We start from the raw sequence: 19,509 nt of genomic DNA, 5'->3' as shown, positions 1-19,509 counted from the left end.
CACAGCTCGTCGGGAATCCGCCAGCCCCGGTGAGCCTTCCCTCGTGCAGACACTTCACCCCCGGTCGCCAGTCGGAGGGTCACGGCTTGTCAATCATTAACACCCTGGGCGGTTTTCGGATAGGCTCTAAGGTCTCGGTATCTCGAAGACACCTAGACAGCACCCCGTCAGTCGTGCAAGTCTCCTAGCCGGAGGGGCCGCACACATGAAGTGGCAATCAGCAATCTCACGAGCAATGCGTGACTTGAGAGTCGAAGAGGCGCGAGCTGCCAAGGAGCTCGACGCGATCCGTCAGCGAATCGCTGCACTGGGCAAGCTGGGCGGTGGCGGAGGCGGTTCCGCCGGCAAGGTGGTGAAGCGCGTCCTCAGCCCGGCTGCGCGCGAGGCGATCGCGAAGGCAGCGCGCAAGCGCTGGGCGAAGTATCGCGCCGACAAGGCGAAGCGCGGCTGAGCCGCTCTTTGCACTCACGCGGCAGGCGCCCGCCTCGGCGCGGCGCCCGGCGCGTGCGTGTCGGGTTGTTAGGTGGGGGCGCCGCGCCGATCGCGCGCGGCGCCCCCGCAATTTTCTGGCCTCGTGTGCGCGTAGCTCCGCATGGCGCGTGAGTGGCGAGCGAAGCGAGCCAGCGCGTGAACTCGCGCGCCTCACTCACCAAGCACGACGGGCATCCGTTCTCACCCTGCGCAGACGTTGACGCCTGCGAGCTCTGCGGCGAGAGCGCCGCACACATCCTCCATCACCCGACGCGCATTCGCGCCGCCTGCGCGCTGCGCGGTATCGACCCCGAGCCCCTGCTCGCGCGCGCGAAGTCGCGCGGCTAGCGGCGCGTCTCCCGCTCCACCTAGAGTCGCGCGCTCTTCGAGCGGTGGAGGCGAGCTTGGCGACACAAAAACGCGACGCGGCGATCGTCGGCATTCACGAACATCCCTCGCGCGACGTCGAGGGGCGCGTGAGCGCGCTGCAGATCAAGGCCGCGAGCGCGGCGAGAGCGCTCGCCGACGCGGGCCTCACCTGGCGCGACGTCGATGCGATCTACGACGCCGGCGACGGCGGCGGCTTCTCGGGCCTGCAGATCGCCGAGTACTTCGGCATCCGCCCGAACGTGATCGACACGACGAACGTGGGCGGCAGCTCGTACGAGTTTCACGCCGCGCACGCGCGCCGCGACATCGCGCGCGGCAAGGCGCGCGTCGCGCTGCTCACGTACGGCTCCACCGCGCACTCGAACGCATTCGCGATCGGCGTCGGCGGCCGCGGCCACGCCGGCATGCCCTCGCCCGCCGACAACCTCGAGTCGTGGCAGGGCATGACCCTCGTCAGCAACTACGCGATGGTCGCCCACCGCCACATGCATCAGTACGGCACGACGAGCGAGCAGCTCGCCGAGATCGCGACCGCCACGCGCTACCACGCGATGCGCAATCCCGAGGCGGTCGCGGCGATGAAGGCGCTCGAGTTCCTCGACATTCGCGAGACGACGATCGAGGATGTTGTTAGGTCTCGCATGATCGCGGACCCGCTGCATCTGCTCGAGTGCTGCATGATCAGCGACGGCGGCGGCGCGCTGGTGATCGCCGCGCCCGACATCGCGCGCGATTGCAAGAAGAAGCCGGTGTGGATCCTCGGCAGCGGCGAAGCCACGAAGTACCCCGAGAACGGCGGCGACATCACGACGAGCGCGGCGGCGCAATCGGGTCCGAGCGCGTTCGGCGAAGCGGGCGTCACCGCGAGCGAGCTCGACATCGCGATGATCTACGACTCGTTCTCGATCACCGTGCTCACGATCCTCGAAGACCTCGGCTTCTGTAAGAAGGGCGAGGGCGGCGCGTACGTCACGGGCGGGCGCCTGCGCTTCGACAAGCCGGGCGGCCCCGCGCTCAACACGGACGGCGGCGGTCTCTCGTCGAATCACCCCGGCATGCGCGGGATCTTCCTGCTGATCGAGGCCGCGCGGCAGCTGCGCGGCGAGTCCACTTCTCAGGTTCCCGGCGCGAAGCTCGCCGTCGCACACGGCAACGGCGGCATGCTCGGCAGCCGCCACGCCGCGGGCACGGTCATCCTCGGGAGGGACTAACAAGTGACATCGGCAGCAACTCCTCAGAAGCCGCCGGCGACGCGCCCGCTCCCGCACACGCAGGAGCACGACACCGCCGCGTTCTGGGCCGCGACGAAGGAGCGCAGGCTCACGTACCAGCAGTGCGACGCGTGCGGCACGGTGGTGTGGCACCCGCGCGCGCACTGCACCGGCTGCCTCGAAGGCACGCTCTCGTGGCGCACTTCTCAGGGCCGCGGCGCGGTCTACTCCTACAGCGTGATCCGCCAGAGCTATCACCCGTTCTTCCGCAGCAAAGTTCCGTTCGCGGTCGCGTGGGTCGACCTCGACGAAGGCCCGCGTGTGCTCACGAACCTCACCGGAATCGCGGATCCGTCGCGCGACGTGAAGATCGGCATGCGAGTCGTGGTCGAGTGGGAAGCGCACGACGAGCTCGCCATTCCGCTGTTCCGGCCGGAGTGACTCAGCGCGCACCCTCGCGCTGAGTCCAGGCGATCTCGACGCCCGGCGCCGATCCGCGACCTGTCAGGGGCCCTCCCGCCTCGCGCAGCACGCCTGCGACATCCGCGGCTTTCTCGCCCAAGTGCTCGTTCCGGTAGTGGCACAGAATCAGGCGCCCGCCGGGCGCCACCCATGTGAGTTGCCGCCGCGCGAACTCCACCCAGTCCTCGCGCGGCACGTACTCGAGGTTGGTACGCACGAAGTCGTAGCTGCGCTGCGGCGTCCAGTAGAACGCGTTCGCGACGGTGAACGTGCCTTGCGGCACTCGCTGCTGCGCGAGCGCGACGAGCTCGGGCACGAAGTCGACGCCATGCGCGCGCAGCGCGACTCCACGCTCGCGCGCCCAGCCGAGTAGCGACTCGAGCAGGAGGCCGTTCGCACAGCCCACGTCGAGGAAGTCGCCATCGCGGTGAAGCGCGTCTGCGATGCAGCGCCGCGTCTCTTCCCAGCGCGCCGCGCCCTTCGAGCGGCCCGAGCCTCGGTACGGATTGCCTGGCTCCGTGAGATAGAACGCAGCGACCTCGCAGCGCAGCTTCTCGAAGAACGAGTCGCGCTCACTCAAGCGCGCCCGCCCCCGTTCCCTCCCGCGCCCTGCACCGCGGTGCGCAGGAACTCGCCGAGATCCGGATGATCGAACAGCCCCGACTGCGCGAGGCGCGCGGCGGAGATGGCGCGCACTTCGGAGACGGTCGCGGCTTCGAGCGCGCGGCGCGCGTCGTCGGCGGCGGTCGCGCTGTCGAGCGCGCGCACGATCTCCTTCACGAGCGGCACGGCGCTCGCGACGCCTGATAACTCGCCGAGGCCGAGGCCCACGAGGATCGGCACTGCGAGCGGATTGCTCGCCATCTCGCCGCACACCGAGATCGCGATTCCGGCTTTGCGCGCGGCGCGCACGCTGCGGTCGATCAGCGAGAGCACGGCGGGGTGCAGCGAGTCATACAGGTGCGCGACGCGCTCGTTGCCGCGGTCGACGGCGAGCGTGTACTGCGTGAGGTCGTTCGTCCCGATCGAGAAGAAGTCGCATTCGCGCGCGAGCGCGTCGGCGATCACCGCGGCCGACGGCACCTCGATCATCACGCCCACCGGCAGCTTCGGATCGAACGGCACCTCCGCCGCGCTGAGCTCGCGCTTCGCCTCCTCCACGAGCTCGCGCACGCGGCGCAGCTCCTCGATCGCCGAGACCATCGGGATCAGCATGCGCACGTTGCCGTGCGCGCTCGCGCGCAGGATCGCGCGCAGCTGCGCCCGGAACGCGTCGAGGTGCGAGAGCGACAGGCGGATCGAGCGCCAGCCGAGCTGCGGGTTCGCCTCGGTCTCCATCTCGAGCTGCGGGATCGCCTTGTCGCCGCCGAGGTCGAGCGTGCGAATCGTGACCGGCCGCGGCTTCATCGCGACGGCGACCTGTTCGTAGAGCTTCTCCTGCTCTTCCTCGGTCGGGAAGCCCTTGTGCACGAGCGCGAGCAGCTCGGTGCGGAACAGGCCGATGCCCTCGGCGCCGTGGCGCTCGACCAGGCGCAGGTCCGAGAGCAGGCCGGCGTTCGCGGTGAGGCGCACGCGCAGGCCGTCGCGCGTCTCGGCGGGGCGCTCGCTCAGCGCGTCGAGGTGCTCGACCGCGACCATCGCGCGCTGCCGGGCCTTCGAGTACGCGCCCCTCAGGTCTTCGTCGGGCGAGAGGATCACGCGGCCCGCTTCGCCGTCGACCACGGCGAGCTCACCCGCGCGCGCAGCTTCGAGAATGCCGGCGACGCCGGTGACCGCGGGGATCTCGAGCGCGCGCGCGAAGATCGCGCCGTGCGAGGCCGGGCCGCCGTGCTCGGACACGACCGCGGCGACCTTCTCGACGTCGAGCGTCGCGAAGTGCGCGGGCAAGAGCTGCGAGGCGACGACGATGGCGCCGTCCATCAGCTGCTGATCGTGGTGGCGCACCCCCAACAAGCGCGCCGCCACGCGCTGGCCCACGTCCTGGATGTCGACACCGCGCTCGCGGAAGTACGGGTCGGTGAGCGCACCGAACATGCGCGCGTACTCGGCGAGCACGCGCTTCAGGGATTCGAGCGCGTTGCCGGTGCGCGCGAGCTCGCGCTCGAGCTTCTGCACGAAGCCCTTGTCCTCGAGCATCTGGATGTGCGTGTGGAACACGGCCGCGAAGTCGGGGCCGAAGCGCTGCGTCACGTCCTCACGCAGCTCCTGCAGCTCGCGCCTCGCTTCGGCGAGCGCGCCGTCGAGGTCGCGCTTCTCCTGCGCGGCGTCGCGGTTCGGCGCGTACTCGACGCTGTCGAGGTCGATCGCGTCGCCGAGGAAGAACACCGGCCCGATCGCGATGCCGCGCGACGTCGCGATGCCCTTCAGCACCGCGTTGCGCTCGGCGCGCTTCGCGCCCTCGGTCGCGGCCGCCGCCCCGCCGAGGTCGGCGATCAGCCGTGAGCGCCGCTCTTCGCCGCCTGCCACCACCGCGAGCAGCTGCGAGTTCATCACCACGGGCGCGATGAGCTGCGCGCACGTCTCGAGCATCTCCACGTCCGCTTCGGAGAACTGCCGCGCCTCGCGCGTCTGCACCACGAGCACTCCGATCGTGAGGCCTTCACCAGAGAGCCCGCGCACCTTCAGAGGCGCCGCCGCGAGCGAGGCGAACTGCTCTTCCTTCGTCTCGGGAAAGTACTTGTAGGCGGGATGCTTCTGCGCGTCCGCGAACGCCTCCGCCTCGCCGCGCGCGCCGACGTGGCCCACGAGCCCCTCGCCCATCGCGAGCTTCACCGCGCCCACCGAGGCTCTGTCGAGGCCGATCGTGGCCGAGAGCGTGAGCGCGGAGCGATCCGTGCTTGTTAGGTACACGGAGCACACGTCGGCATCGAGACGCTTCGCGACGAGGTCCGTGACGTTGTCGAGCGTCTCTCGCAGATCGTGCGAGCGCGTGACGATGCCGGCGATGTCGGCGATCAGGGCCCCGCGCTCTGCACTGCGTTCCGGAATGACGCGCACCTCCCGCTCGTCGTGAGCGATGGTAGGCGCTGCGCTGCGCACCGCGCGCCAGAACCACGAAAGGCCGGGGCGATGCCCGGCCTCTCGTCGAACTCGCCGCGTCGCCGCGGCGAGAGTCAGTTCGGAAAGCCCGAGTTCGGATCGCTCGGCATCGGCGGCAGATTCTCGAGGCCGCGGCGATGCAGCGAGGGGAACACGAACTCCTTGTCTTCGAAGCGCATGCCGAGCGCGAGCAGGATCTTGCGCTTCGTGTCCATGCGGCAGTTCATGCCCTTCTCGACACTGTGGATCGTCCGCAGCGCCACCTTGGCCTTCCGTGCGAGCTGCGCCTGCGTCATCAGGCGGTTCTCACGAATCTCGCGCACGCGGTTCGGCTGGAATTCGTTCTGGTCTTCTGCGTCCACCGTGTCTCTCCACCGTTGCGAGCTCCGCGTCGCGCCGGCCCCAGCTGCGCTCGCTTCGCTCGCTTGCCCGCCTCGGTGTGAGGCGAGCTTCTCGCTGCTGGCTGATTTCGGAACCCACGCGGAATTTCTTGAGCAGAAATCAGCGCTTGGCACGCATCGACCCGGCCGACGAGGTGCGTTTTGAAGCGGCGGACCGGGCGCCTAGCCCCACCCCTCGCGAGCTCCCGAACCCGAGTTTTGCGCCGCTCTCCCGGTGAGCAGAGCCACATTCCGGCCGGGCCCGGATGCACGCTCTGGCGTCTCGAATTCCGGCGGCCGGCGCGAGTCCCTGTTTGGCGGCGCTGCACAGGCCCCGGTGCGCGGAGAGAAGCCGGGCCTATGGTGGCTCGCTGGACGGGGTCCTCTTGCGTCGCGCCATCCTGTTCTTCCTGCTCGGGGTCTGCGTGTTCGGGGCGGCGGCCCTGGGCGGCTTCTATGCCGCGTCGCAGCTCGCGCCGGAACGGCTGCGCACCGAGGCAGAGGCGCAGCTCTCGAAGCAGCTCGGGGCGCCGGTTCGGCTGGGCGCCGTGCGGGTGAGCCTGACCGAGGAGCTGCCGTGGATTCTCGTCGAGGCCAGCGAGCTGCGCGCCGGGCCGCTGCCGGGGGACCGTTCGATCGCCATCGAGCGCGCGAGCGCCCGCCTCGACCCGTTCCTGCTCATCCTGCGCCGCCTCGAGCTGCGCGGGCTCGCGCTGTCGGGGATCGAGGTGAGCCTGCCAGAGCCCGTCGCGGCGACCGCGCCGAAAGCGGCATCCGAGGAAGACCCGCTCACGCGCGCGGTCGAGGCGATGACGCGCGTCGCGACGCAGCTGCGCGCGAAGCCGTGCCCCGTGCCTCCGGTCGAGGCGGATCGCATCGCGCTCGTCCTCACGAGCGCGAGTGCGCCGCGGCGCGTGCTCGAGCTCGATCGCGTCGCGTTCTCGTGCGCTCGCCTCAGCGAGGAGGGCGCGTGGGAGGTCGCCGGCCGCGCGCTGCTTGCGGACGGCGCGGCGGCGCCGCTCGCGCTGCGCCTCAGCGTCGCAGAGGACGCCGTCGACGCCGCGCTCTCGCTGCCGAGCGTGCCGCTCGCTCCGCTGTTCGCGGCGCTGGGTCGCCCGGAGTCGCTCTCGGGCCGCGCGCAAGCGGACCTCTCGTGGCGCGCCGAGGCGAATGCTCCGCATGCGCTGCGCCTCGCGCTCTCGGGCCGCGACATCGCGGGCGAGCTCGGCGCCGCGGACGATCCCGCACGCGCGATCGCGCTGCGCATGCGCGCGCCGAAGCTCGCGCTTGCGCTCACCGCCAGCGAGCGCGAGCTGCGCGCGAGCGAGCTCGCGATCTCGGATGGCGCCCTCGGCGTGAAGGGCTCGCTCGCGCTCGCGCTGCCACTCAGTGAGGCGAGCGCGCTCGGCGCGACGGCTCAGATCGAGCGCGTCAGCCGCGACGACCTCGCGCGCATCGCCGCACAGCTCCCGCGCGGCGCGCGCGATGCCGCTGATCGCGCGCTCGACCGCATCGTGAGCGGCGAGATCGCGCCGCTCGAGGTCGCGCTGAAGAGCAGCGTCGCGGGCGTGAGGGAGATGGCGGCGGGCGACGTGCTCGCGCGCAGCGGCGAGCTCGAGCTGAAGCTCGGCCTCGCGAACGCGGAGCTGCGCATCGGCGAGAGCGACCGCTTGCGCGAAGTCGCAGGCGCCGTCTCGTTCGATGGCGACACGCTCGACGTGCAGGCCGCGAGCGCACGCTTCCGCGAGCGCCGCCTGCCGCGCCTCTCGGTGAAGCTGCACGGCGTCTCGCGCGTGAAAGCTCTCGACGACCTCGCGTGCGATCGCCCCGCGCCCGTTCCGCGCATCGGGGCGGTGGACGACTTGCGCGCGTGGGTCGAGTCGCGCCGCCGCCCGCCCTACACGCCGAACTGGACCACGCTCGACCTCGACGTCGATCGCCTCTCGCACCCGCTGCTCTTCTGCACGCTGGAAGACGTGGTCGCCGAGATCACGCGCGGCGAGAACCACTACGAGTACGCCGTCGAGAGCGGCGCGTGGGCGGGCTTCGCGATCGAGGGCGACGCGATCTACCGCAAGGCGCGCGGCAAAGACGGTGAGCCGCTGCGCGACGGCGGCTCCATCAGCGCGGAGCTGACGCTCGGCGAAAAGCGCGCGCCCGCTGCGCCGGCTGCGGACCCGAACGTGTGGGCGACGGGACGTTTCGCCTGGAACGTGAGCTCACTCGGGCGCTTCCTCACGAAGAGTTATCAGGGCGAGTTCCGCGCGGTGGGCTCGCGCGCCGAGCTGTTTCGCTCGCGCCTCCAGTTCTCGCCGCGCGGCGAGCTGACCGGCGAGCTCGCCCTCGAGATGGGCGGCGACGGCCCGATTCCGTGGGAGGTCGACGCCGAGAGCAAGGGCTTCGACCTGCTCGATCTCTGGAAAGTCTCGCAAGCGCCCAAGACCTTCATGTCCGGCACGCTCACGGGCGGCGCGCACCTCGAGGGCCACCTGTACCTCGGCGAGAACCCGCTCATCGACGCGCGCGGCTACGCGAGCGTGCACGCGCGCAAGGGCGAGATCCACCGCGACGTGCCGTTCCTGCTCGCGGTCGCCATGACGGACGAAAAGGTGGACCCGTTCGGAAAGCGAGACCGCTTCCCGTATCAGGCGATCGACCTCGAGGGCCCGATCGAGAACGGCTGGATGACGTCGCGCACGCTCACGCTGGAGGGCAAGTCCGAGCGCATGGCGGCGACGGGCAAGACGCACCTCTCGGAGCCCTACGAGCTCGAGAGCGTGATCGGCATGTACACGATCCCGACCATCGACTCGATCGTCGGCGCGATTCCGATCTTCAACGTGCTGTTGTTAGGCGAAGACCGCTCGCTCGCGGGCTTCTACTTCCAAGTCACGGGCGAGTGGACGAAGCCCGTCGTCACGCCGCTCGTGGGCAAGACCGTCGCCTCGGGGCCCGCGAGCGTGGTGCTCGAAGGCGTGCCCAACTTCGTGTTCGGCAGCTTGCGCGCACTCGGCGAGATCCTGACGCCGCCGGCGCCGAAGAAGCCCGCGGCCACGACCGCGCCGGCGCCGCAGGCCGCGCCGACGCCCGAGTCGGCCGGCGAGAGCGCCCCGAGCACCAGCTGACCGGGTTGACGCTCGCGCGATTCCTCCCGAGGCTCCGCGCCTTTCTCAGCTTCTGCGACGGAGGACACGATGCCGGGCTTCCACTTCCAAGAGCTGTTCGAGCTGGGCGAGGACGACACGGCGTACCGCTCGCTCGGCGCCGAGCACGTGTCCATCCAGAAGCTCGGCGCGCGCGAAGTGCTCGTCGTGAAGCCCGAGGCGCTGCGCATGCTCACGGCGGCCGCCATTCGCGACATCTCGCACCTGTTTCGCACGGGCCACCTGAAGCAGCTGCGCGCGATTCTCGACGACCCGGAAGCCTCGGCGAACGACCGCTTCGTCGCGCTCGAGATGCTGAAGAACGCGAACGTGTCGGCGGGCATGGTTCTGCCGAGCTGCCAGGACACCGGCACCGCGATCGTGATCGGCAAGAAGGGCGAGAACGTCTTCACCGGCGCCGACGACGAGGAGACGATCGCGCGCGGCGTCTACGACACGTTCACCGGAACGAACCTCCGCTACTCGCAGATGGCTCCCATCACGATGTACGAGGAGAAGAACACGGGCAGCAACCTGCCCGCGCAGATCGAGCTCTACGCGAAGCCGGGCGACGAGTACGAGTTCCTGTTCATCACGAAGGGCGGCGGCAGCGCGAACAAGTCGTTCCTCTACCAGGAGACGCGCGCGACGCTGAACCCCGAGGGCGTGCTCAAGTTCTTCGAAGAGAAGATGAAGTCATTAGGGACGGCCGCGTGCCCGCCCTATCACCTCGCGATCGTGATCGGCGGCATGAGCGCCGAGTTCAACCTGAAGACGGTGAAGCTCGCGAGCACCCGCTACCTCGACTCGCTGCCGACGACCGGCAACGAGCACGGCCGCGCCTTCCGCGACCGCGGCATGGAGGAGCAGATCCACAAGCTCTCGCAGCGCATCGGCATCGGCGCGCAGTTCGGCGGGAAGTACTTCTGCCACGACGTGCGCGTGATCCGCTTGCCGCGCCACGGCGCCTCGCTGCCGATCGGCATCGGCGTCTCGTGTAGCGCCGATCGCCAGGCGAAGGGGAAGATCACGCGCGAGGGCGTGTTTCTCGAGAAGCTCGAGACGAATCCCGCGCAGTTCCTGCCGGATGCGACGCATCAGGAGCTCGGCGGCGAGGTGGTCGAGGTCGACCTGAACCAGCCGATGAGCGAGATCCGCAAACAGCTCTCGCGCTACCCGGTGAAGACACGGCTCTCCCTGACGGGCTCACTCGTGGTCGCGCGCGACATCGCGCACGCAAAGCTGAAGGAGCGCATCGATCAAGGGCTCGGGCTCCCGCAGTACATCAAGGACAAGATGATTTATTACGCCGGCCCGGCGAAGACGCCGGCGGGCATGCCGTCGGGCTCGTTCGGGCCGACGACTGCCGGCCGCATGGACTCCTACGTCGACCTGTTCATGCAGCACGGCGGGAGCTTCGTGACGCTCGCCAAGGGCAACCGCAGCAAGGCCGTGACCGACGCGTGCAAGAAGCACGGCGGCTTCTACCTCGGCTCGATCGGCGGCCCCGCGGCGATCCTCGCGCAGAACAACATCAAGCGCGTCGAAGTGCTCGAGTACCCCGAGCTCGGCATGGAGGCGATCTGGGCGATCGACGTGGAGAAGTTCCCGGCCTTCATCGTCGTCGACGACAAGGGCAACGACTTCTTCACGATGCTCTAGAACCCATCTCGGGATTTCCGGACCGAGCCCGGCGCAGCCGTGCGCGGCGTCGTCAGCGCTTCGGTGCGGGCGCGTTCATGTAGTCGCGGTAGTACGTCATCTTCCCGCCGCGAGCTCTGTACACGCCCACGCCGTGAATCTTTCCGGCCGGTGTCTCCGCGATCCACTGCGCCCAGGCGACCTCGCCGTCGCCCGCAAGCTCGACGGCGCGGAAGCGCGTCTTCCGCGCGCGCATCTCGCTCACCATCTTGGTCATGAACGCGCCGATCGCCTCGCGTCCCCGAAAGGTCCCGAAGACCGGGTCTTCGAGGACCGCGTCTTCTGAGAACAGCGGAACGAGCTTCGTGTAGTCCCCCTCGTCCTGAATGCGCCAGAACTCGCGTACGACGGCGAGTGCATCACCCATGTGAACCTCCTCAGAAGCGATGGAGCAACGAGCGCGCAGGATAGGCGCGATTGCATTCCCCTTGCGGAGACGAAGAACACAAAAACGCGGACCTGAGCTGACGATGCAAGCGAAGCCCTTCAGCGGGGACGCTCATGCGCAAGTGCGTGCACGCAATTCGCCAGTCGCTCGGCCTCGGCGGCGCGATCTTCCTCTCCGCAGCCGCGCTCGCGCAGGCGCCCGCGGCGCCGGCGCCCTTCGTGAGCTGGGCGCCGCTGGGCGCGTACGAGCAGGCCGCGCTCGCGGAGCAGAGCGCGTTGCGCGTCGCGGTGCCGACTTCGGAGCGCGTCGTGGAGATCGGCTTCGCGCCGCGCACGATCGCGGCGAGCGACTACGGCGCGGAGGTGGTCGACACGCGCGGGATGCGGCGCGGCGCACGTGCACCGCGCGTCACCACGTACACGGGCCGCGTCGAGAACGGCGGCGCGCGCGACTTCGCGAAGCTCGCCTACTCGGCGGAGGACGGCGCCCTCGAGGGCTTGCTGCGGATCGACGGCCGCTTCTACGAGCTGGCCGCGAACCTCGCGCAGGGCGATTGGCTGATCGACGTGCGCGAAGTCGACGAGGCGCGCATCGCGGCGCTGGCACGCGCGTGCGGCGTGACCCGTGAGAGCACGCTGTCGGCGCCGCTCGGCTCGATGACCGCTTCGACGACCGCCGCGGCCACCGCGCTGGACGAGATCGAGCTCGCGACCGAAGCCGACGCGCTGATGGTTCAGCAGCACGGCGGCGTCTCCGCAGCGAACGCGCGCATTCTCTCGTTCGTGAACATGATGAACGGGATCTACGAGACCGACTTGGGTCTCACGAACTGCGTCGTCCATCAGCGTGCCCACGCGAGCGCCGACCCGTACACGACGACGGACGCCGGCAATCTGCTGACCGCCTTCGGCACGAACTTCCGCACCAACGTCGCCGCGCGCTACGACAACGCGCTGCTCTTCAGCGGGCGCAACCTCGATGGCAGCACGGTCGGCATCGCGTGGGTGTCGGCGACCTGCTCGAACTACGCCTTCGGCGTCGTCCAGGTGCTCGGGATGAGCGACTTCGAGGCGATGCTCATCGCCTCGCACGAGCTCGGACACAACCTCGGCGCGGATCACACGAGCGACGGCATCATGACGCCATCGCTGTCCGGCGCGAGCTACTTCAACGCGGTCAGCCAGAGCGAGGTGGCGCAGTACGCGAGCCGAGTGAGCTGCCTCGCGCCGGCGGCGGGCTCGGGCTCGAACGCCGCGCCCGAGCTCGATCCGATCGGGCCTCAGCTCGTGAGCGAGGGGCAGGCGCTCGTGCTGCAGCTGAGCGCGAGCGACGCCGACGGCGACGCGCTCCAGTTCTCCGCGGCGCCGCTGCCGCCGGGCGCGTCGCTCAGCGCAGCGGGCGAGTTTCGCTGGACGCCCGCGCGCACGTTCGCGGGCTGCGGCGCGACGACGACGGCGACGATTCAGTTCGCGGTGAGCGACGGCCAAGCGACCGCGACAGAGTCGGTGCCGATCAGCGTTGCCGACGCGGCGACGAACGCGCCGCCCGCGCTCGACGACCCGCTCGATCGCAGCGTCTACGTGGGCCGCCCCGTCGCGATCCAGCTGCTCGCGACCGACGCCGACGGCGACAGCGTGAGCTTCTCGTCGCCGAATCTCCCTGCCGGCGCTACGCTGAGCGCGAACGGCGCCTTCGCGTGGACGCCGACTTCCGCGCAGGCCGTCCTCACGCGCCTCGACTTCGACGCGCGCGACTGCACAGGGCTCACTTCGCGCGCGAGCGTCGACATCGACGTCTGCGCCCAGCCCGCTCCGCATCTCTCGGCGCTGTCGAAGACGACGGGCTGGTACGGCGAACAGGTGACGATCAGCGGAACGGCGCTCGCGGGCGACGACGTCGTCGTGACCTTCAGGAACAAGCGCGCGGCGATCGTGAGTGCGAACGACAGCGCGGTCACCGTGATCGTGCCGAAGGTGAAGAAGAAGTATCGAAAGCGCGGCGCGCTGCCGGTGACGCTCTCACGCGACGGCGTGCGCGCGGACAACACTCTCGCGTTCGACTACGTGAGTCCGTGAACACCACGGCGTGAGCGCGCGCTACGGACGTGGTTCACCGGGCCGGTAGGTCTTCGCGCCCGCCGCGAGCAGCTCCGCTTCCGTCAGCGGCACGCGCTTCGTCTGCTCCTGCGCGAAGAGCGCGAGCTGGTCCGCGTAGTGAGGCGAAGCCTCGTCGAGCGTCGCGCTGCCGAACTGGTGGATCGTCTCGATCGTCTGCTCGCCGCTCGCGTCCCAGGTCGAGAACAGGATCAGCGTGTCGCCGGTCTGCGCGCTGAAGCGGCCGTCATCGCCGAGGCGATCGGTCTCGACCGCGCGCAGCACGTCCGGGCCGCCGCTCATGCCGATGTCGTGCGGTCCGCGGCGAATGCGGTTCACCTCGCGCCAGGGCGGATCGAGCCTGCCGTGATGCGTGCGCAGCGCGCGCATCGCTTCACGCAGCGCGGCGAGCGGCTCGGGCGGCACTTCGCCGCGGCGACGCGCCATCGAGATCGGCAGCGTCGTCGCGATCGCGAGCGCAGCGCTCGTGTCGTCGCCCTCGGTCGTGAGCTGCCAGCGCGCGAGGATCTCGCGCGCCTCGCCGAGCTCCGCGTCGCCCTCGGGAATCGCTGCGAGCAGCCCGCTCACGACCTGCTGGGCCTCGCTCTCGCGCGAGTAGCGCTTGTCGTACTTGTAGGCGCGGAACTCGTCGGCGGAGATCGACTCGTCGGCGCCTAACAGCTCGAGCCCGCGCAAGCCGCGGTTGGTCATGTACGTCTCGATGCCGGCCTCCGGCGCGAAGTCTTCCGGCCGGGGGTTCTCGCCGTCCGCGGTCGCACGGAACGGGGTGTGGTTCATGTTCAGCACGAAGCCCGCGCGCGGATTGATCACGCGCGGCAGCGCGTCCCACGCGATCTCCTCGCGCCAGATCAACTCGCTGCGATCGCCGGGCAGGATCGCGCGCCAGTCGAAGCCGGGCGCGCGCTTCGGCAGCCGCGCGTTGTACACGTACGCGATGTTGCCTTCGCGATCGGCGTAGACGTAGTTGATCGAGGGCGACGCGAAGATGCGCATCGCGGCCTGCCATTCCTCGAACGTGCGCGCGCGGTTCTGGCGGTAGAGCTGCTCGAGCTGCCGCAGCTCGCCCATGCCGGCGAAACGCACCGCGTACGTGCCGTGCTTCACGCGCACGACCGGGCCGTGCGCGCTGCGCAGCGTCTCGCGGCGCGAAGTGAAGTGCAGCCGCCCTAACAGCTTCACCTCGATCTCGGCCTCGCCGACTTCGAGCTCGCGCCACGCGCCGTCGAGCCGGTAGCGGCGCTCGTTCTCGGGATCGATCTCGAGGCGATACACGTCGGCGAGGTCGGGCAGGTTGACCGTGTTCGCCCAGCCGAGCGCCGGCCCCGTGCCGTGCAGCACGACCGGCGAACCGGGGAAGACGCCGCCGGTCATCTCCCAGCCCGCGTCGCTCTGCACGCGCACCTCGTACCACGCGACGGGCCCCGTGTAGGGCTGATGCGAGTTCACGAGCAGCCGCGTCGCGCCGTCGGCGGAACGCTGCGGCGCCACCGCGATCGCATTCGAGCCGATCGCGTACGGGCCGGTGAGGAGGCTCGCCGCGCCGCGCTGCTGCGGCGGCTCGTCGCCGAACAGCGACATGAACGTGCGATCGAGGCCGTAGAAGAACGGCGTCTTGAACGCGAAGCCCGCCACGATGTCCGCGCCTGTCAGGGGAAACAGCCCGCGCAGCGTCTCGCCCGGATGCGCCGCCGCGTAGTGATTCACGCCGGCCGCGTAGCCCTCTGCGAGCGCCTTCACGTCGGCAGGCACGTCGCGCTCGTAGCGCGCGACGACGTCCGCGTACGCGCCTAACAGCTGCGCGAGGTAGTCGATCGGCGCAGCAGCGAGACCGTTCGCGCTCGCGAGCTTGCCGCGCGTCGCGAGCGCGACCTCCTGGATCGTGCGGAAGTCATCCTCGCAGTGCGCCCACGCGAGCCCGTACGCGACATCGGCGTCGCGGGCGCCGCGAATGTGCGGCACGCCGTACGCATCGCGCGCGATGCGCGCCTCGTACTGCTTCGCCGCAGCGAGCAGCGGCGCGGGATCGAAGTCGGCGCCCGCAGGCCACAGCGCCCACGCGATGACGAGCGCGGCGACGATTGCGAGCGAGAACGCGATGCGTGCGAGCCGCTTCAGCATCGCGGCAGGCTACGCGAGACGGAAGCGTTGCACGTACGTCCCCGATGCACGTCCCTGGGAGCTACGTGCCCTTCGGGCGATCGTGCAGCGGCCCCTTCGGCAGCCGGCCGTCGACGTCGGTGAAGCCGTAGGCGTCCGCCAGATCGCGCGAGGCGAGTGCGCGCCCGCTCCAGCGCATCACGTCCGGGTCGCGCGCGAGCGCCGCGACTGCGCGTCCCGTGAAGCGTTGCGACTCGGCGCCGCTGAAATCGAGCTTCGGCATCGCGGCCTGCGCGGCTCCCGCATCGACTCCGCTCGCCTTCGGCGCGCTGCGCGCTGCGCTTGCCAGCCGCTCGGTCAGCACGAGCCCCGGCCACAGTGACACCACGGCGACGCCGTGCGGGCGCAACTCGTGCGCGGTGTCGGCGGTGAGGCGATCGAGCGCGCACTTGCCCACGCCGTACGCCACGTGCCACGCGTACTCGCGCGCGCCGGAGGAGGAGATGTTCGCGATCAGGCCGCGCCTCGCCGGCGCCATCAGCTTGGCCGCGAACCAGCTCGCGACGTACGCGGAGCGCGTGCCCACGTCGACCATGTCGTCCCAGTTCGAGAGCGGCACTTCCCAGAACGGCTTCCCGCTCGTCAGCTCCTTCGGAATCAGGAACGCGTTGTTCACGAGCACGTCGAGGCGCCCCTGCTCCGACTCGACTTGCTTGAACAGCCGCCGCACCTGCGCGTCGTCGCGGTGGTCGCACGCGATCGCGATGCCGCGCCCGCCCGCACTCGTTACGGCCTCCGCGGTCTCCGCGACCGTGCCGCCGAGCGGGTGCGCGCCCTGCTTCGTGCTGCGCCCGGTGACGTACACCGTGGCGCCGAGCGCGCCCAGCTCGAGCGCGCAGCCCTTGCCGATGCCGCGCGAGGCGCCGGTGACGATTGCGACGGTGGTCATTTCGTTCGCCTCCGAGGGCTTCGACTTGCCGCGCGTCGTGCTCGCGAGGACTTGGATCCATCGGCGGCGAGCAGCTTCGCCACCTCTGCCTCCACGCGCGTGCCCTTGAAGAAGTCCGGATTCAGCCGCGTGTAGAAGCGCACGGGGTTGCCGAACACGAAGTCGGCGAACGCGCGCTCGTCGATCCGCTCGTGCTCCACGAGCTCGTAGGCCTCGGGCAGGATGCCCGTCATGTCGGGCACGTCCCAATGCCCGAGGTCGCTGCTGAACATCGCGTTCAGCTTCGCGCCGAGCGGGTTCGCGCGGGTGTCGAACGCGAGCGCGACGCCGGGGTCGTCGGCCTCGCAGCCGAAGTAGAAGCTCGGCACGAACTTGTCGCGGATGTCGCGCTCGCGGCGGATGCCGCACGCCTCCCACTCGTCGAGCAGCGGCGGCTCGGGCTCGAGCTTCGTGAACGCCTCCATCAGCCCCGGCACGCTCGCGTGGAAGCTCGCATCGCCGTAATCCGCGAACAGCTTCGCCACGAGCGCGGTGTCGATGCGCGCGGGATCGAGGTGGTGGATGGACTTGTTATTGCGCTTCTCCCAGTGCCCGAGGAGATCGGCGTAGAGCTGACACGCCCACGAAACGCCGCCTTCGAGCAGGCCGAAGGCGAGCTGCGGGAAGCGGTGCGTGACGCCGCCCATGAACAGCGAGCGGCACTGCGCCTCCATGCTCGCGCCGAACGAGCCGATGTGGTTCGCCATGTAGCTCGAGACGCTGCGCCGGCTGCCCCAGCCCATCCCCGGCGTGTGCGACGCGGGCACGACGCGCAGCTCGACGCAGCGGCGCCAGAACGGGTCGTAGTCGAACGCGCTGTCGAGTCCGAGGCAATCGAGCCGCTCGCCGGAGCCCGAGCCCCAGTTCGGGAGACGCGCATCGCCAGTTGTTACGGGAGAGCCGATCGGCCGGTGGATCAGGCCGTTGATCATGATCGCCTTGAAGCCGAGCCCCTGAACCGCGTGCTCCAGCTCCGCGATCGCTTCTTCCGGCGTGTGCATCGGGATGTGCGCGGCCGGCGTCATGCGATCCGCGTACGGCCGGTAGACCTCCGCGTTGAAGGCGTTGAGGGCGCGGCACGCGACGCGGCGCACCTCGTCGTCCTTGATCGCGGTCGTGGTGAGCGTGCGGCTGCCGTAGAGCACGGCGAAGTCGATGCCGAGATCGTCGAGCCGCTCCCATAACAAGCGCGGCAAGTGCGACGTGACGCGGTCCAGCGTGTTCGCCGCGGGCAGCGACCACCACGACGGCCGCGTCGCCCACGCCGCGCGCCGCTCGTCCCACGAGAGCCGGCTCCACGGCCGCAGCACCATCTCGTCGAAGTCCATGCCGCCGACCGCGCGGAAACGCTTCACCATGTCCGCGCCCGCGATCTTCGTGACGTACTCCTCGAAGAACGGCATGAACACGGGCGCGGTCTCGATCACGTGCCCATCCGCATCGATCACGGGATGCCCTAGCTGCGCACGCAGCTTCGCCGCCGAGGTGGCGCTCCGCGCGATGCCGCGGCGGGGAGCGGGGTTGTTATGGCGAGAGCGCTTCACGTACGTCCTCGATGCTGCGGGCACCGAGACGTAGCGCACTTGCGCGCACACCAGGGACGTACGTGCACAACTCCGCGCACTGGGGACACACTTGCACCGCGAACGTCGGCTGGCGCCGAGATGCCACCGCTGAGCGCGCCTCAGCTCTTCGCCAGCGCCGCCGCCCGCACGCTCGCAGCGTCGCTCTCGTAGCGCGCGCGGTACGCGGCCTCCGCCACGCGCGGCAGCGCGTCTTCGAGCTCGCGCGCATCCAGCCGAGCCGCGACCTCGGGCGCGCCCGCGCGCGCGAGCATCTGCGGGAGCCGCGTGCGGATGCGCTCCAGCGCCCACGCGAGCGCATCGCCGTCCGCGATCGGATCGAGGTGCAGCATCTCGTTCTTGCGCGCGCGCTGCGAGACGTAGTGGTAGTGCGGGTCTTCCTGAAAGCAGTCGAAGCGCAGGAACTCGCGCCACTCGCCGTCCTGCTCCGCGACCACGTGCAGCGCCACGCCGCGATCATCGAGCCCCGTCGTCTGCCCGCGCTCCCCACCCGCCGCAGCGCCGAGCCCTGCGTCCGCCGCTGCCGCAATCGCATCGTCGAGCAGCCGGTACTGCACCCCGATGCGCACCGCGCCGGCGTCGAACCAGCGCGTGTTGGCCTCGACGGGGGGGATGGGCATGACGGAGTAGGAGGTGATGTGGGACATGGCGTCGGATCCCTGTGCGACCCAATCAGTGAAGCGCAGCATGATCCGCAATCGGAACAGAAAAACCATTGTGCGCCTTGACCCAACGCTTGGGTCTCGCTTCAGTCGAGCGACTTCTCGCCCGCAGGTCCCGCGGAGATGAATGTGATGAAAGGCTTCGTTCCGACTCCGCGCGCAGTCGTCGATCTGATGGTCGAGATGCTCTTTGCCGAGCGCGCGCCCAAGCCAACTGACTCTGTTCTCGACCCAGGTTGCGGGACAGGTGAGTTCATCGACGGCGTCATCCGTTGGTGTCGCAAGCGAGCGATCGCTTTGCCCCAGATCACCGGCGTGGAGGCTGATTCTCGGCACCTACCTGTGCTCGCAGCGAAGTTTGCCCACATCCAGAGCGTTCGGATCGTGCACGACGACTTCCTCGCGCCGCGTCGTTGTCAGTTCGAGTTCATTGTCGGAAACCCGCCCTACGTCTCGATCTTGGGGCTTTCGAGCGCGGAGAAGGCGACCTACCGACAACGCTTCGCAACCGCGCGCGGGCGCTTCGATCTGTACCTGTTGTTTACGGAGCAGGCGCTTCGCCTATTGCGTACGTCCGGTCGCCTCGTGTTCATCACGCCCGAGAAGTTTCTCTACGTGGAGACTGCGCGACCGCTGCGAAGATTGATGGCGACGATGCATGTCGAGGAGGTTCGCCTGATAGACGAAGACACGTTCCCCGGTCTCGTCACGTATCCGACGATCACTGTCGTAAACAATCGAGAACCGAGCACGTGACCTGCTGGCCGATTCTCGGACCGACTGATTCTTGAGAGAGAATGGCTTCCGACGGAAAGGAAGCCCCCATGAAGAAGAGTCGGTTTACGGAAGAGCAGATGGTGAAGATTCTGCGCGAGGCGGA

15 protein-coding genes and 1 pseudogene are annotated in these 19,509 nt (G+C 69.6%); 8 read left to right on the top strand and 8 right to left on the bottom strand.

Annotated elements, in window-relative coordinates; all coding sequences use genetic code 11:
- The first annotated feature begins 235 nt into the window (after nucleotides 1–235).
- From FJ091_20945 to FJ091_20930, 4 genes are all read left to right on the top strand, one after another.
- Entirely contained in the window at nucleotides 236–451 is a 216-nt protein-coding gene (locus FJ091_20945) for a hypothetical protein (GenBank protein ID MBM4385822.1), read from the top strand.
- Nucleotides 452–603: 152 nt separating this feature from the next.
- Nucleotides 604–819, top strand: a complete 216-nt coding sequence (locus FJ091_20940) for a hypothetical protein (GenBank protein MBM4385821.1) — start codon at nucleotides 604–606, stop codon at nucleotides 817–819.
- A 56-nt stretch (nucleotides 820–875) separates the two neighbouring features.
- Entirely contained in the window at nucleotides 876–2,072 is a 1,197-nt protein-coding gene (locus tag FJ091_20935) for a hypothetical protein (GenBank protein MBM4385820.1), read from the top strand.
- A 3-nt stretch (nucleotides 2,073–2,075) separates the two neighbouring features.
- Nucleotides 2,076–2,513 (top strand): OB-fold domain-containing protein, encoded by a 438-nt coding sequence (locus FJ091_20930; GenBank protein ID MBM4385819.1) that lies wholly within the window; start codon nucleotides 2,076–2,078, stop codon nucleotides 2,511–2,513.
- Between the two features lies 1 nt (nucleotide 2,514).
- Here FJ091_20930 and FJ091_20925 read toward each other — a convergent pair whose 3' ends face one another.
- The 3 genes and pseudogenes from FJ091_20925 to FJ091_20915 form a co-directional block, all read right to left on the bottom strand.
- A complete protein-coding gene (locus FJ091_20925; protein ID MBM4385818.1) occupies nucleotides 2,515–3,114 on the bottom strand; it encodes a class I SAM-dependent methyltransferase in 600 nt (199 codons plus the stop codon).
- Nucleotides 3,111–5,531 carry a phosphoenolpyruvate--protein phosphotransferase gene (gene ptsP / locus FJ091_20920; protein ID MBM4385817.1) on the bottom strand — a complete coding sequence of 807 codons (2,421 nt, stop codon included), beginning with the start codon at nucleotides 5,529–5,531 and terminating at the stop codon, nucleotides 3,111–3,113. Before ptsP ends, FJ091_20925 begins: the two co-directional genes overlap by 4 nt.
- Before the next feature lie 191 nt (nucleotides 5,532–5,722).
- Nucleotides 5,723–5,869 (bottom strand): annotated as a pseudogene (locus tag FJ091_20915) (XRE family transcriptional regulator).
- Nucleotides 5,870–6,339: 470 nt separating this feature from the next.
- Between FJ091_20915 and FJ091_20910 the strand changes: the two are divergent.
- Together FJ091_20910 and FJ091_20905 are read left to right on the top strand one after the other, a co-directional pair.
- Nucleotides 6,340–9,078, top strand: a complete 2,739-nt coding sequence (locus FJ091_20910) for an AsmA-like C-terminal domain-containing protein (GenBank protein ID MBM4385816.1) — start codon at nucleotides 6,340–6,342, stop codon at nucleotides 9,076–9,078.
- A 69-nt stretch (nucleotides 9,079–9,147) separates the two neighbouring features.
- Complete coding sequence (locus FJ091_20905) at nucleotides 9,148–10,758, top strand: fumarate hydratase (GenBank protein ID MBM4385815.1); 1,611 nt, start codon at nucleotides 9,148–9,150, stop codon at nucleotides 10,756–10,758.
- A 52-nt stretch (nucleotides 10,759–10,810) separates the two neighbouring features.
- Here the strand turns inward: FJ091_20905 and FJ091_20900 are convergent, their stop codons facing one another.
- The gene (locus tag FJ091_20900; protein MBM4385814.1) at nucleotides 10,811–11,164 is read right to left on the bottom strand and encodes a nuclear transport factor 2 family protein; all 354 of its coding nucleotides are present in this window, start codon (nucleotides 11,162–11,164) and stop codon (nucleotides 10,811–10,813) included.
- Nucleotides 11,165–11,310: 146 nt separating this feature from the next.
- Here FJ091_20900 and FJ091_20895 point away from each other — a divergent pair, with 146 nt between their 5' ends.
- A complete protein-coding gene (locus FJ091_20895) occupies nucleotides 11,311–13,260 on the top strand; it encodes an IPT/TIG domain-containing protein (protein ID MBM4385813.1) in 1,950 nt (649 codons plus the stop codon).
- 21 nt (nucleotides 13,261–13,281) lie between these two features.
- Here the strand turns inward: FJ091_20895 and FJ091_20890 are convergent, their stop codons facing one another.
- From FJ091_20890 to FJ091_20875, 4 genes are all read right to left on the bottom strand, one after another.
- A complete protein-coding gene (locus FJ091_20890) occupies nucleotides 13,282–15,417 on the bottom strand; it encodes a penicillin acylase family protein (protein MBM4385812.1) in 2,136 nt (711 codons plus the stop codon).
- 61 nt (nucleotides 15,418–15,478) lie between these two features.
- Nucleotides 15,479–16,345: an SDR family NAD(P)-dependent oxidoreductase gene (locus FJ091_20885; protein MBM4385811.1), complete on the bottom strand. Its 867-nt coding sequence runs from the start codon at nucleotides 16,343–16,345 to the stop codon at nucleotides 15,479–15,481.
- Nucleotides 16,342–17,928 carry an amidohydrolase family protein gene (locus FJ091_20880; protein ID MBM4385810.1) on the bottom strand — a complete coding sequence of 529 codons (1,587 nt, stop codon included), beginning with the start codon at nucleotides 17,926–17,928 and terminating at the stop codon, nucleotides 16,342–16,344. The genes FJ091_20885 and FJ091_20880 overlap by 4 nt, the downstream gene beginning before the upstream one ends.
- Nucleotides 17,929–18,068: 140 nt before the next feature.
- Nucleotides 18,069–18,614, bottom strand: coding sequence for a hypothetical protein (locus tag FJ091_20875; protein MBM4385809.1), 546 nt, complete (start codon nucleotides 18,612–18,614; stop codon nucleotides 18,069–18,071).
- A gap of 147 nt (nucleotides 18,615–18,761) precedes the next feature.
- Here FJ091_20875 and FJ091_20870 point away from each other — a divergent pair, with 147 nt between their 5' ends.
- A complete protein-coding gene (locus FJ091_20870) occupies nucleotides 18,762–19,385 on the top strand; it encodes an SAM-dependent DNA methyltransferase (GenBank protein ID MBM4385808.1) in 624 nt (207 codons plus the stop codon).
- The last annotated feature ends 124 nt before the right edge of the window (nucleotides 19,386–19,509 follow it).

This window comes from Deltaproteobacteria bacterium (assembly GCA_016875395.1).
In the GTDB taxonomy this organism is placed as follows: Bacteria; Myxococcota_A; UBA9160; order UBA9160; family UBA6930; genus VGRF01.
Note: the sequence above shows the minus strand (reverse complement) of the source record. Positions and strands in the feature narration are given on the sequence as shown.

Coding starts and splice junctions, on each gene's coding strand:
- FJ091_20945 (MBM4385822.1), top strand. CDS start 236: ATGCGTGACTTGAGAGTCGAAGAGGCGCGAGCTGCCAAGGAGCTCGAC.
- FJ091_20905 (MBM4385815.1), top strand. CDS start 9,148: ATGCCGGGCTTCCACTTCCAAGAGCTGTTCGAGCTGGGCGAGGACGAC.
- FJ091_20900 (MBM4385814.1), bottom strand. CDS start 11,164: ATGGGTGATGCACTCGCCGTCGTACGCGAGTTCTGGCGCATTCAGGAC.
- FJ091_20890 (MBM4385812.1), bottom strand. CDS start 15,417: ATGCTGAAGCGGCTCGCACGCATCGCGTTCTCGCTCGCAATCGTCGCC.
- FJ091_20885 (MBM4385811.1), bottom strand. CDS start 16,345: ATGACCACCGTCGCAATCGTCACCGGCGCCTCGCGCGGCATCGGCAAG.
- FJ091_20875 (MBM4385809.1), bottom strand. CDS start 18,614: ATGTCCCACATCACCTCCTACTCCGTCATGCCCATCCCCCCCGTCGAG.
- FJ091_20870 (MBM4385808.1), top strand. CDS start 18,762: ATGAAAGGCTTCGTTCCGACTCCGCGCGCAGTCGTCGATCTGATGGTC.